Source organism: Streptomyces phaeoluteigriseus, from assembly GCF_001896135.2.
In the GTDB taxonomy this organism is placed as follows: domain Bacteria; phylum Actinomycetota; class Actinomycetes; order Streptomycetales; family Streptomycetaceae; genus Streptomyces; species Streptomyces phaeoluteigriseus.
Map to the genome: position 1 here is coordinate 47,829 of NZ_MPOH02000011.1, position 13,589 is coordinate 61,417.

The 13,589-nt window shown below is 70.2% G+C and carries 7 protein-coding genes and 3 pseudogenes; 3 read left to right on the forward strand and 7 right to left on the reverse strand.

Translation table 11 applies throughout. From position 1 onward, the window contains the following. Positions 1 to 282: 282 nt before the first annotated feature. The 5 genes and pseudogenes from BM536_RS11400 to BM536_RS11420 form a co-directional block, all read right to left on the reverse strand. Entirely contained in the window at positions 283 to 1,656 is a 1,374-nt protein-coding gene (locus BM536_RS11400) for an alpha-amylase (protein ID WP_073492973.1), read from the reverse strand. A gap of 133 nt (positions 1,657 to 1,789) precedes the next feature. Then, positions 1,790 to 3,483, reverse strand: a pseudogene (locus BM536_RS11405) (glycoside hydrolase family 13 protein). Positions 3,484 to 3,662: 179 nt separating this feature from the next. After that, entirely contained in the window at positions 3,663 to 4,568 is a 906-nt protein-coding gene (locus tag BM536_RS11410) for a sugar ABC transporter permease (protein ID WP_073492971.1), read from the reverse strand. 13 nt (positions 4,569 to 4,581) lie between these two features. Further along, a complete protein-coding gene (locus BM536_RS11415) occupies positions 4,582 to 5,583 on the reverse strand; it encodes a carbohydrate ABC transporter permease (RefSeq protein ID WP_073492970.1) in 1,002 nt (333 codons plus the stop codon). A gap of 107 nt (positions 5,584 to 5,690) precedes the next feature. Next, complete coding sequence (locus tag BM536_RS11420; protein ID WP_073492969.1) at positions 5,691 to 6,965, reverse strand: extracellular solute-binding protein; 1,275 nt, start codon at positions 6,963 to 6,965, stop codon at positions 5,691 to 5,693. A gap of 416 nt (positions 6,966 to 7,381) precedes the next feature. Here BM536_RS11420 and BM536_RS11425 point away from each other — a divergent pair. Next, a pseudogene (locus BM536_RS11425) lies at positions 7,382 to 8,417 on the forward strand (LacI family DNA-binding transcriptional regulator). Positions 8,418 to 8,547: 130 nt separating this feature from the next. After that, the gene (locus BM536_RS11430; RefSeq protein WP_073492967.1) at positions 8,548 to 9,396 is read left to right on the forward strand and encodes a phosphatase PAP2 family protein; all 849 of its coding nucleotides are present in this window, start codon (positions 8,548 to 8,550) and stop codon (positions 9,394 to 9,396) included. Positions 9,397 to 9,571: 175 nt separating this feature from the next. Here BM536_RS11430 and BM536_RS11435 read toward each other — a convergent pair whose 3' ends face one another. Then, a complete protein-coding gene (locus BM536_RS11435; RefSeq protein ID WP_094102889.1) occupies positions 9,572 to 12,568 on the reverse strand; it encodes a bifunctional [glutamine synthetase] adenylyltransferase/[glutamine synthetase]-adenylyl-L-tyrosine phosphorylase in 2,997 nt (998 codons plus the stop codon). Between the two features lie 169 nt (positions 12,569 to 12,737). On the opposite strand from BM536_RS11435, the gene BM536_RS11440 reads away from it, so the two are divergent. Next, positions 12,738 to 13,184 (forward strand): VOC family protein, encoded by a 447-nt coding sequence (locus BM536_RS11440; RefSeq protein WP_073492963.1) that lies wholly within the window; start codon positions 12,738 to 12,740, stop codon positions 13,182 to 13,184. Between the two features lie 206 nt (positions 13,185 to 13,390). On the opposite strand, the pseudogene BM536_RS39475 reads toward BM536_RS11440, so the two are convergent. Beyond that, positions 13,391 to 13,477: pseudogene (locus tag BM536_RS39475) on the reverse strand (glutamine synthetase); the annotation flags it as partial. Positions 13,478 to 13,589 lie beyond the last annotated feature (112 nt).

The following is a 13,589-nucleotide window of genomic DNA, read 5'->3' on the forward strand; positions in this document are numbered from 1 at the left end:
TGGCGGCGCGGGCCGCGAGGGGCTGCACGAGGGCTGCCGCGAGGGCGGCCGCGGTGACCGCGGCGACCCGTCCGGCATGGGTGGTGCGGCGCGTCCCGGGCGCCGGCCATCTCGGTGTCACAGGTGTGAACTCCTTGCGATTACGGCTCATTGGGTCCGACCCCTGCGCCACGGGACGGCTGTGTCGCCGGGCGCCGGCGCGACCGTAACCCCGGCGCAAGGCTTACAGCAAGGGTCGTGAAAGACATGGAAAGAAATTTCACGACCCTTGCTGTCACCCGGTCAGCAGCTCGACTTGCCCGCGTGGATCGCCAACGCGGTGTTCGCGCCGAGGGTGGCGGTGAACTGGCCGCTCGAACCGACCGTCACCGTCGTGTTGTTCTGCACGTTGCAGTACGTCCCGGCGGGCAGGGAGGTCTGGTAGGTCCGGCTCAGGGAACCGCTTTCGTGGTTGATCGCGACATAGCCCTTGGAGCCCCGGCCGAAGGCGATCGCGTCGCCGCCGTTGTCCCACCAGTTGGTCACCGACTCGCCGCGGGTGGCGTTGCGGAAGGCGACCATGCGCTGGATCTCCGGCCAGGCGTGCTGGCACTTCCAGCCGTTCTGCCAGCAGGCGCTCACCGAGCCTCCGGCCGGCGGTCCGGCGTCCGTGTCGGAGAACTCGTAGCCCGAGTTGACGTCCGGGGCGCCGTAGGGCCAGGCCAGCATGAAGACGTTGGCCAGCGTGTAGGTGGCACCGTCCTTGTAGCTCAGCGTGGAGCCGTTGCGCTCGGTGTCGTGGTTGTCGACGAAGACACCGGAGACGGAGCTGTTCATGTAGCCCCAGCCCTCGCCGTAGTTCTTCAGGTAGGCGAGGTTCTCGTTGTTGAAGACCCGCTTGAGGTCGTAGGCGTAGCGGAACTCCTGGACGTCCCCGTTGCCCGTGTACTCGGAGGGCTGGACGGCCTCGCCGCTGCCGTGGATGGCCTCCTGCTTCCAGTAGGCGTTCGGCTTCGTCAGCCGGGACTTGATGTTGGCGAGGTCGGCGGTGTCGATGTGCTTGGCCGCGTCGATGCGGAAGCCGTCGACGCCGAGGGACAGCAGGTCGTTCAGGTACCCGGCGATCGTCCTGCGGACGTAGTCCTCGCCCGTGTCCAGGTCGGCGAGGCCGACCAGTTCGCAGCGCTGGACGTTCCAGCGGTCGCCGTAGTTGGTGATCTGCGAGGTGCAGTCGTCGAAGTCGTACGAGGAGTACAGGCCGGGGTAGTTGTACTTCGTGTACGACGAGCCGCCGGTGCCGGTGCCGCTGCCCGCGGACATGTGGTTGATGACGGTGTCCACGACGACCTTCACGCCCGCCGCGTGGCAGGTGTTCACCATGTTCTGGAAGGCCGTGCGGTCGCCGAGGCGTCCCGCGATCTTGTAGCTGACCGGCTGGTACGACGTCCACCACTGCGCGCCCTGTATGTGCTCGGCGGGCGGCGAGACCTGCACGTATCCGTAGCCCGCGGGGCCCAGGGTGGTGGTGCACTCCTTGGCGACGGAGGCGAAGTTCCACTCGAAGAGGACGGCGGTGACGTCCTTGGTGCCGGGCGGGGAGGCCTGCGCGAGCGACGGGGTCATGACAAGGGCGGCGGCCGAGAGGGCGAGCGCCCCGGAGAGGGTTCTGCGTGCCATGTGGGGTTCCTTCGACGTTGAAGGTTCTTGCTGAAAGATTCCCGCAATCTTGCGGTGACGCAGATGTTAAAGGCCCGCTGCCTGAAAAGGCAGCGGGCCGTGTGAAGTTGATGCAAGAAGTTTCCCGGGGCCGTCAGACCGTCGTGAACCACACCGTCGTGTCCGCCGGCACCTTCGCCTCGCCCTCCGCCTCGGTCAGTTCACCGCTGGCGAGCAGCAGCCGGCCGTACGCCGGGGTCGTCACCGCCTCGCCGGAGGTGTTGGCGACGCACACGAACTCACCGCGCCGGAACGCCAGCACGCCCTCGGGGGCGCGCAGCCACTCCACCGAGTCGCCCGCGCCGAGGTCCGGCAGGGACCGGCGCAGCGCCAGCGCCGAACGGTACAGCTCCAGCGTCGAGCCGGGCACGCCCTGCTGCGCCTCGATGCTCAGCTCGCCCCAGCCCGCGGCTGCGGCAGCCAGCTGCCGCCCGCGCCGAAGCCGTAGGACGAGCCCTCGCGGGTCCACGGGATCGGGACGCGGCAGCCGTCACGGAAGCCGTCCTGGCCCGCGCCGCGGAAGTACGCCGGGTCCTGGCGCACCTCGTCGGGCAGGTCGACGACGTCCGGCAGGCCCAGTTCCTCGCCCTGGTAGACGTACGCCGAGCCGGGCAACGCCAGCATCAGCAGGCTGGCCGCGCGGGCGCGCCGCAGGCCCAGCGCGCGGTCGCCCGCCGTGCGGATCTGCGTGCCGAGGCCGGGCGGGTTGGCGAAGCGGGTGGCGTGCCGGGTGACGTCGTGGTTGGACAGGACCCAGGTGGCGGGGGCGCCGACCGGGCGCATGGCCTCCAGGGTGCGGTCGACGACCTGACGCAGCTCCTTGGCGTCCCACTCCGTCGCCAGGTACTGGAAGTTGAACGCCTGGTGCAGCTCGTCGGGGCGGACGTAGTTGGCGGTCCGCTCGACGGTCGGGGTCCATGCCTCGGCGACGAAGATGCGCTCGCCCGCGTACTCGTCGAGGACGAGACGCCACTGCCGGTAGACCTCGTGCACGCCGTCCTGGTCGAAGAACGGCATGACATCGTTGCCCAGCAGCTTGAGCTGGTCGTGGGAACCAAGGTCGGGCAGGCCCTCGGCCTTCACCAGGCCGTGCGCCACGTCGATGCGGAAGCCGTCGACGCCGATGTCGAGCCAGAACCGCAGGATGGAGCGGAACTCGTCGCCGACGGCCGGGTGTTCCCAGTTGAAGTCGGGCTGCTCGGGGGCGAAGAGGTGCAGGTACCACTCGCCGGGCGTGCCGTCGGGCTCGGTGACCCGCGTCCAGGCCGGGCCGCCGAAGATGGACTCCCAGTCGTTGGGCGGGAGTTCGCCGTCAGCGCCCTTGCCGGGGCGGAAGTGGTAGCGCTCGCGCAGCGGGGAGCCGGGGCCCTCGGCGAGCGCCCGCTTGAACCACTCGTGCTGGTCCGAGGAGTGGTTGGGGACCAGGTCGACGATGATCCGCAGGCCCAGCTCGTGGGCGTCGCGGATCAGGGCGTCGGCGTCCAGCAGGTTGCCGAACATGGGGTCGACGGCACGGTAGTCGGCGACGTCGTAGCCGGCGTCGGCCTGCGGCGAGGCGTAGAAGGGGCTGAGCCACACGGCGTCCACGCCGAGGCCCTGCAGGTACGGGAGACGGGAGCGTACGCCCTCCAGGTCACCCATGCCGTCGCCGTTGCTGTCGGCGAAACTGCGCGGGTACACCTGGTAGATGACCGCGTCCCGCCACCAGTCGCCGCGCTGCGCGACGGTGGCGACGGCCGGGTCGGGCCGGGTGGTCGGGGCCGGGGCGGCGGAGTACTGCTGGCTCATGGCTTCCTTGATGCGGTGGGGGTCCCCCCCGCTCACGTGGAGTCGAGAGTGGGGGACGGGTCATCGGGATCAGGCATGCGTACGGCGGTGCTGACGAGGCGGCGCGGTCACAGCGGGGTCGGATGGTGACCGCGGCCGCCTCGGGTCTTCGGGGGGCGTCCCGGCCTCCCGGCGGAGGGTCACCCCTTCGTGCCACCCGCGGTCAGACCGGTCACCAGGTTCTTCTGCACGAGGTAGAAGAACGCGGAGACCGGTATCGCGATCAGCACCGCGGTGGCGGCCATCAGGTTGCGCTGGGCGTCGTGCTCGCTGACGAAGCTCTGCAGTCCGACGGCGAGGGTGTACTTCTCGTCGTCCAGCAGGAACGTGGTGGCGAAGGCGACCTCGCCGAAGGCCGTGATGAAGCTGTAGAACGCGGCCACCGCGAGGCCCGGCTTGGCGAGCGGCAGGATCAGCCGCGCGAACGTGCCGAAGGGGGACAGTCCGTCGACCCGGCCGGCCTCGTCGATCTCGAACGGGATGGTGTCGAAGTACCCCTTGAGCAGCCAGGCGCAGTACGGCACGGCGGTCGAGCAGTAGACCAGGATCAGACCGAGGTAGGTGTCGATGAGCTGGAGGTCCGACAGGATCTGGTACATCGGCACCATCAGCACGGCGACCGGGAACATCTGGGTCACCAGCAGCACCCACATGAACTTGCGGTAGGCCGGGAAGCGCATGCGGGACACGGCGTAACCGGTGGTGGCGGCGATCATCACGCCGATCACCGTGGTGCCCAGCGACACGATCAGCGAACTCTTCAGCCAGTCGAAGAAATTCGTGTTCTGCAGGACGAACGAGTAGTTGTCCAAGGTCATCTTCGACCAGATGCGCCCGGGGTGGAGGTAGTCGTCCTTGTCCGGGCCGAGGGAGAGGAAGACCAGCCAGGCGATCGGGAAGAGCGCGATCAGCGAGGCGACGATCAGCACGCCGTGCGAGGCGAGCGAGGCGACGACACCGCGCTTGCCTCGCCCGGGGCCCCCGGCGGGGCCGGCCGTGGGCCGCTCGGTCACGTCGGCGGAGGTCTCGACGGTGGTGGTACTCATGGGAACTCCTGCCTCAGATCGCGAGCTGCTGCTCGTTGCGGTTCAGCCAGCGGCGGTAGAACGAGGTGAAGACGATCAGGATGGCCAGCAGCAGGATGCCGTAGGCCGCCGACTGGGCGAAGTCACGCGGCTGCTGTCCGAAGCCGAGGTAGTACGCCCAGGTGACAAGAATCTGGGCATCCGGCGCGGTGGTGCCGAACAGCAGGAAGATCACGGCGAACTGGTTGAAGGTCCAGATGATGCCGAGGAGCACGACGGTCGAGCTGACCGAGCGCAGGCCCGGCAGGGTGACGTGACGGAAGCGCTGCCAGGCGTTGGCGCCGTCCATCTCCGCGGCCTCGTAGAGCGTGGAGTCGATGGACTGGAGGCCGCCGAGCAGGGAGACCATCATGAACGGCACACCGCACCAGGTGTTGACCATGATCGCGGCGAACCGCTGCCAGAAGGTGTCCTCCAGCCACAGCGGCGTCGGCAGGTGCAGGCTCTCCAGGGCGGAGTTGATGATGCCGCCGTCGGAGAGCATGAACCGCCAGCCGAAGACGGTGACGAAGGTCGGCACGGCCCAGGGCAGGACCAGGATCAGCCGGTAGAAGGTGCGTCCGCGCAGCTTCTGGTTGAGCAGGAGGGCGAGGCCGAGACCGATGGTGTAGTGCAGGGCGACGCAGGCGGCCGTCCAGACGATCGTCCAGATGAAGTGCGACCAGAAGCGGTCGTAGGCGGTCTCGCCCCACAGGATGTCGGCGTAGTTGTCCAGACCGATGAACTTGTAGGTGGCCTCGATCTCGTTGACGCCGATCGTGCGGCCGGTGTTCAGGCTGTTGGCGTCGGTGAGGGTGAGGTACATGCCGTACCCGAGGGGATACAGCACGAGAACGCCGAGGACGACCACCACGGGGGCGATCATGACGTAGGCGTACCAGTGCTTCTGGTAACCGTGCTTCAGGCGCTGACCCAGCCCGGGGCGCGGCGCGTCACCGCGGCGCTTGCCGGTCGCGCGGTCGATGGCGACTGTCATGGTTCGACACCTTCTGGAAATTCGAAGATCAGGGGCGGGCTGGGGGACAGGCCGGTGGCCGCCGATCACTCCCCCATGCGCGGGGTGATCCGGCGGCCACTCGGGACTCACTTGCTGAAGTCCGGCACCAGCTTGGCGATGGCGGTCTCGGCGTTGCTCAGTCCCTTGTCGAGGGAGACCTTGCCGCCCGCGATCTTGGGCAGTTCGGTGTCCAGCGGACCCCACAGGGAGCTGTACTCCGGCAGCGCGGGGCGCGGCTGGGCGGCGGACAGCACGGTCTGGTAGCCGGCGATGCCCGGGTCGGCCTTGACCTCGGCGGTGTAGGCGTCGTCGCGGGTCGGCAGCGTGGAGTTCTTCTGCGCGACGGCCGCCTGCGACTTCGCGGAGGTCATGAAGTTGACGAACTTCAGCGCGGCCTTCTGGTGGGCGGCGTCCGAGCCGGCGTAGACCGAGAGGTTGTGGCCGCCGGTCGGGGCGCCCGCCTCGCCGGTGGAGCCGGCCGGGACGGTGGCGATGCCCAGGTTGCTCTTGTCCGTGAACGCCGAACCCTTGTAGAAGTTCGTGATCTCCCAGGGGCCCTGGACGATCGCGGCGACCTTGCCGTTGACGAACGCGTCCTGGATGTGGGCGTAGGCGTCGGCGGTGGTGTCCGCCTTGTGCAGGCCCTTGCCGTCGAACATGCCGAGCCAGGTGCCGTACGCCTTCTTCGCCTCCGCCGAGTTGACGGTGATCTTCTTGCCCTCGGCGTCGACCGTGTCGGTGCCCTCGCCGTAGAGGAAGGACTGGGCGTAGTAGGCCTGGGTCGAGCCCCAGTAGCCGTCCACCCCGGTCTTGTCCTTGATCGTGGCGGCGGCCTTCTTGAGGTCGTCCCAGCTCTTGGGCGCCTCGGTGAGGCCGGCCTTGGCGAAGAGCGCCTTGTTGTAGACCAGCGCGAGGGTGTCGGTGACAATCGGCACGCCGTACGTCTTGCCCTCGTACTTCGCCTGCTCGATCAGGTTCGGCTTGAACTTGGCCTGTTCGGCGAGGGCCTCGGTGCCGTCCAGCGGCAGGAAGAAGCCCTTCTTGGCGAAGGCGGGGGTCCAGCCGACCTCGGAGCGCAGCACGTCCGGCGCGCCCTTGGAACCGGCGGCGGTGTCGAACTTGTTCTGCGCCTGGTCGAAGGGGACGTTGACGTACTTGACCTTGACGTCCTTGTTGGCGGCCTCGAACTCCTTGACCAAGGCCTGGTACGTCGGGGCCTCATTGGTGGCGTTGGAGGTGTCCCACCAGGTGATGGTGACCGGGCCGTCGGCCGAGTCGCCGCTGTCGTCACTTCCGCCGCAGGCCGTCGCCGCGAGGGCGAGGGACGCCACCAGCGCGGTGGCCGCTATGCCACGCCGCATTGAGTTCTCCTTGAGGGTGAAAGCCCGTGTAGCCCAGGAAACGGCCCCGTCCGCCGCTCCTGTCGACTTGCCGACTGCGCCATGGGGGTCCCCCCGCTCGAGCGAAGTCGAGAGTGGGGGAGGCCGCCGGGCGTCCAGAACGTAACAGCGATGTAAGCGTTGCGAAAGACCTTGCAGAAAAGAAGTGCAAGGGATCTCCGAAGTTATTCGTGCGTGACCTCTTGGCGACCGTCATGAGACGCTTGTTTCCAACGGTGGAGCGGCCAGAGACGGGTTGTGCAAGACTCTGCAAGCTCTTGCCATCACTTTCACGAGGGAGCGCGATGACGCAGCAGCCCGGCCGGGGCCGTCCAACAGGTCGCCCGCGGCGCCCGTTTGGTGTGCAAGGGGACACCTGGCCGGTACAGTCCAACCCTGTGACCACACGGCTTGCCGACATCGCTGCGCAGGCGGGGGTGAGCGAAGCGACCGTCAGCCGCGTCCTCAACGGGAAGCCCGGCGTCGCCGCCACCACCCGCCAGTCCGTGCTCGCCGCACTGGACGTCCTGGGCTACGAGCGCCCCGTCCGCCTGCGCCAGCGCAGCGCCGGCCTGGTCGGTCTGATCACGCCCGAGCTGGAGAACCCCATATTCCCGGCCCTGGCCCAGGTCATCGGCCAGGCGCTGACCCGCCAGGGCTACACCCCCGTCCTCGCCACCCAGACCCCGGGCGGCTCCACCGAGGACGAGCTGACCGAGATGCTGGTGGACCGCGGGGTCGCCGGCATCATCTACGTCTCCGGCCTGCACGCGGACACCACCGCCGACATGCAGCGCTACGAGCAGCTGCGCGCGCAGGGCGTCCCCTTCGTCCTCGTCGACGGCTTCTCCCCCAAGGTGCAGGCGCCGTTCATCTCCCCCGACGACCGGGCGGCGATGACCCTGGCGGTCACCCACCTCTCGTCCCTGGGCCACACCCGGATCGGCCTGGCCCTCGGCCCCAAGCGCTTCGTCCCGGTCCAGCGCAAGATCGAGGGCTTCGTCCGCGCCATGCAGGACACCCTCGGGCTGAACGCGGAGACGGTCGAGCAGGACATGGTCCAGCACTCCCTCTACACACTGGAGGGCGGCCAGGCCGCCACCATGGCCCTGATCGACCGCGGCTGCACGGCGGTGGTCTGCGCCAGCGACATGATGGCCCTCGGCGCGATACGGGCGGCCCGCCAGCGCGGCCTGTCCGTCCCCCACGACATCTCCGTCGTCGGCTTCGACGACTCCCCCCTGATCGCGTTCACCGACCCGCCCCTGACCACGGTCCGCAAGCCGGTCCCCGCGATGGGCCAGGCCGCGGTGCGCACCCTGCTGGAGGAGATCGGCGGTACGCCGGCCCCGCACAGCGAGTTCGTGTTCATGCCGGAGCTGGTGGTCCGCGGCTCGACGGCCTCGGCCCCCCGGTGACCGCAATCGTCCGTAGGGCGGAGAAGCCCGTTTTCGGGCAGTACGTTCGCCGTATCCCCCCAGGGTCCACCGGTGGGAGAACATGCGGGCCGTATCGGACCAGGGGATGATCGGAGAAGAAGGCTTTTCTGGCAGACTCTGTGTCCATGGGTGAATCGACCGTGACGACGTCACTGGAAGGCCGTGAACAGGCCGTTCCAGCGCCTGTGACGGCCGCACAACGCCCGGGTCCGCTCCAGCGCCTGCGCACTGCGCGCCGCCCCCGCCTCTGGTTCGAGATCCTGCTGATCGCGGTGAGTTACTGGACGTACTCGCTGATCCGCAACGCGGTCCCGGAGCAGCGCGCCGAGGCCCTGCGCAACGCCGACTGGATCTGGCGGATGGAACAACACCTCGGCATCGCCGTCGAGGAGTCCGTCAACCACGGTGTCAACGCGGTGACCTGGCTCATCGTCGGCATGAACTACTACTACGCCACGCTGCACTTCGTGCTGACCCTGGCCGTCCTGGTCTGGCTCTACCGCGCCCACCCCGGCCGCTACGGGGCAGCGCGCACGGCCCTGTTCGCCACCACGGCGGTGGCCCTGGTGGGTTACTACCTGTATCCACTGGCTCCCCCGCGCCTGATGAACGGCAACGACTTCATCGACACGGTGGTCGTCCACCAGACGTGGGGCTCGATGGCCTCGGGCGACCTCAAGAACATGTCGAACCAGTACGCCGCGATGCCCTCCATGCACATCGGCTGGTCCCTGTGGTGCGGCCTGACGATCTTCACCCTGGCCAAGCTGCCCTGGGTACGCATCCTCGGCCTCCTCTATCCCACGGCCACCCTGATCGTCATCGTCGCCACCGCCAACCACTTCTGGCTCGACGCGGTGGGCGGCATGATCTGCCTGGCCTTCGGTTACACGGTGACCCGCACCTGGTCCGGCGCCTTCCCCCACGCCCTGCCGAGACAGCCCGCACCGAGACAGTCCGCACCGAGACCGTAGCCGTACAGCCGCGCATGGCCGACGGGATCGGCGCACCGCCACGGCCCCGACCCGCGACCCGCCGCCCGCCGCCCGCGACGCATGGTCGGCGCACACCGCGCCGCACCCGGCAGCGCACCCAGCACCGCACCCACGCCGCATCCGGCAGCGCACCGCCTCCCCCGTCACACCGCGCTCACGCTCCGTAGAACAGCGCGTCCACAACCCCCCGAGCCCGCCGCCCGGTCCGCCGGTAGTCGTCGAGCATGTCCCCCACATGACCGGGCCCGTACCCCAGATACCGCCCCACCGCGGCCAGCTCGCGGGGATCGGACGGAAACGTGTCGCCGGCCCGCCCCCGCACCAGCATCACCGCGTTCCGCACCCGAGTGGCCAGCACCCAGGCCTCGTCCAGCGTGGCCGCGTCCTCCTCCGACAGCAGCCCGCACGCCCGGGCGGCCGCCAGCGCCCCCCGCGTACGCGTGGTCCGCAGCCCCGCCTCCTCGGCCCCGTACCGCAGTTGCAGCAGCTGCACGGTCCACTCGACGTCCGACAGCCCGCCCGGCCCCAGCTTGGTGTGCAGCTTCGGATCGGCCCCGCGGGGCATCCGCTCGGACTCCATGCGGGCCTTGAGCCGCCGGATCTCCCGCACCGCGTCGTCCCCGAGCCCGGCGCGCGGATACCGCAGCGGATCGATCAGCTCGACGAACCGCCGCCCCAGCTCCTCGTCCCCCGCGACCGGCTCGGCCCGCAGCAGCGCCTGCGACTCCCATCCCAGCGACCACCGCCGGTAGTACGCCTCGTACGACTTCAGCGTCCGCACGAGCGGCCCGGACTTCCCCTCCGGCCGCAGGTCGGCGTCGACGAGCAGCGGCGGGTCGGCGCTGGGGACCTGGAGCAGCCGCCGCATCTCGGAGACGACCGTGTTGGCGGCCCGCCCGGCCTCGTGCTCGTCGACCCCGTCCCGGGGCTCGTGCACGAACAGCACGTCGGCGTCGGAGCCGTAGCCCAGCTCGTGCCCGCCGAACCGCCCCATGCCGATGATCGCGAACCGGGTGGGCAGTGTGTCGCCCCACCCTTCCCTCACGACGGCCCGCAGGGTGCCGGCCAGGGTGGCCGCGGTGATGTCGGAGACGGCCCCACCGACCAGGTCGACGAGCGTGCCCCGGTCGGCCTCGACGGGCTGTGCCTCGGTGCCGTAGGAGGCGACGATGTCCGCGGCGGCCGTCCGGAACAGCTCCCGCCGCCGCACCCCGCGCGCCGCGGTGACGCCCTGCACGGCGCTTCCGGCGCGCCCGACCGCGGAGAGTATCTCCTGCTCCAGGTGGGCCCGCCCGCGCGGCGCCAGCCCGCCGGCGTCGCCGTCGCCGAGGAGCGCGACGGCCTCGGGCGCCCGCATCAGCAGGTCGGGGGCGAGCCGCCCGGCCGACAGGACGCGCGCGAGGTTCTCCGCGGCGGCCCCCTCGTCGCGGAGCAGCCGCAGGTACCAGGGCGTCTTGCCCAGCGCGTCCGACACCTTGCGGAAGTTCAGCAGTCCGGCGTCCGGGTCGGCGGAGTCGGCGAACCAGCCGAGCAGCACGGGCAGCAGCGTCCGCTGGATCGCCGCCTTGCGCGTCACCCCGGACGCCAGCGCCTCCAGGTGCCGCAACGCCGCGGCGGGGTCGGCGTACCCGAGGGCGACGAGCCGCTCACGGGCGGCCTCGGTGCTCAACCGCGTCTCACCCGAGGGGAGTTGCGCCACCGCGTCCAGCAGCGGCCGGTAGAACAGCTTCTCGTGCAGCCGCCGTACGACGGCCGCGTGCCGCTTCCACTCGCGGTTCAGCTCGGCCACCGGATCGGTCCGCAGGCCCAGGGACCGTCCGAGCCGCCGCTGGTCGCCCTCGACCACGGGGACGAGGTGGGTCCGGCGCAGCCGGTAGAGCTGGATCCGGTGCTCCATGGACCGCAGGAACCGGTACGCCTCGTCGAGCTGCACGGCGTCGGTCCGCCCGACGTATCCGCCGGCGGCGAGCGCCCGCAGGGCGTCGAGCGTGGTGCCGCTGCGCAGCGACGCGTCGGCCCGCCCGTGCACCAGCTGGAGCAGTTGTACGGCGAACTCCACGTCCCGCAGTCCGCCGGGGCCGAGCTTGAGTTCGCGCTCGACCTCGGCGACGGGGATGTTCTCGACGACCCGCCGCCGCATCTTCTGCACGTCGGGGACGAAGTTCTCCCGCTCGGCGGCCTGCCACACCAGCGGCGCGACGGCGGTGACGTACTCCTCGCCCAGCGCGAGGTCCCCGGCGACCGGCCGGGCCTTGAGCAGGGCCTGGAACTCCCAGGTCTTGGCCCAGCGCTGGTAGTAGGCGAGATGGCTGCTGAGGGTCCGCACCAGCGGGCCGTTGCGGCCCTCGGGCCGCAGGTTGGCGTCGACGGGCCAGATGGACCCCTCGACGGTGGTCTCCGAGCAGATCCGCATCATGTGCGCGGCCAGCTTGGTGGCGGCGCGCAGGGCCTTGCCCTCGTCGGCACCGTCGGCGGCCTCGCCCACGAAGATGACGTCGACGTCGGAGACGTAGTTCAGCTCGCGTCCGCCGCACTTGCCCATCGCGATCACCGCGAGCCGGCACAGTGCGGCGTCGTCGGGGGCGGCGGCGCGGGCGAGCGCGAGGGCGGCCCGGAGGGTGGCGGTGGCGAGATCGGCCAGTTCGGCGGCGGTCTCGGCGAGGTCGGTGGTCCCGCACACGTCGCGGGCGGCGATGGACAGCAAGCAGCGCCGGTAGGCGATCCGCAGCGCCACCGGGTCGTCGGCCTCGGCGAGCCCGCGTTCGAACTCCTCCACCCCGGGGTGGAGGTCCCGCGGCTCGTAGGTGACCAGGGCCTCCCAGTCGCGGGGGTGGCGGGCGAGGTGGTCGGCGAGGGCGGCGGACGCGCCGAGCACCCCGAGCAGCCGGTCCCGCAGCGGCTTGGCGGCTATCACGGTGTCGAGCAGCTCCCGCCGGGCGCTCGCACCGGGCTGCGCCTCCAGCAGCCGGACGAGTCCGTGGAGGGCCAGGTCGGGGTCGGCGGTGCGGCCGAGGGCTTCGAGCAGCACCGGGTCGTTGCGCACGGGGGACAGCTCGGCGCCGTCCAGGAGGCGTTCGGCGCCGGAGGCATCGGTGAACCCGTGCCGCAGCAGTCGCGTGAAGGTACTGCTCCTGCGCCCCGGCCCCGTCATCCCGGCCTCCTCGACTCCGATCAAGGTCGTACGGGCTCGAGCGTAACCCGCGCCGCCACGGTGGCGCCCCGGCCGGGTTTCGGGTTGTGTGGGAGGCAGCCATGTGCCTCAGGGCTGCCCCGAGGCGGCCGTACGGCATCTATGACGGTCGCGACAAAGGAGTCACGCCATGGACATGACCCTCGAAGTCATCCTGTTGCCGGTGTCCGACGTGGACCGCTCCAAGGAGTTCTACCGGGACAAGGTCGGCTTCCATGTGGACCTCGACGACGAGGTGATGGAAGGGGTGCGGATCGTGCAGCTCACGCCGCCCGGCTCGGGCTGTTCGATCGCCCTGGCGGACGGCTTCCAGACGCCCACGGGCACGCCGGCCCCGGGGACGTACCACGGCCTGCAGCTCTGCGTGACGGACGCGAAGGCGGCCCACGCGGAGCTGACCGCCCGCGGCCTGGACGTGAGCGAGCCGCAGCAGTTCGCCCCGCAGGACGGCGCCACCTTCATGTACTTCAAGGACCCCGACGGCAACGGCTGGGCGATCCAGGAGTACCGCCGCCGCGCGACCGAACCCCTGCACCAGCTTCTCGCGGACCTCGCCGCGCGACGGGAACAGGAGTAGCCCCCGCCGGCCACGGCCCGGAACACCACCGCTGCCCGACGCGCAGGGAACCACGAGGGGCCGGCGACCGATGATCGGCCGCCGGCCCCTCGCCGTACGCACGAGACGCGCCGCGCGCGCCCACGGCCTGTCGCTCGGATCCGGTCGCGGGAAGTCGACAGCGCTGTTCAGACCCCGCGTCTGCGGCGTGATCCAAACGACAGGCCCTACAGCACCGGCAGGTTCTTCCGCAGCTCGAAGGCGGTGACCTCGGAGCGGTACTCCTCCCACTCGCTCTTCTTGTTGCGCAGGAAGTGACGGCGGCCTGGAGCGACCTCGAACGATCGAGATCGGCGCAGCGCTGACCTGCGGTCGAGCGGTCGTCATTAGTCGTTATTGGTCACTGTGGGCCACCCTTCGACGGCC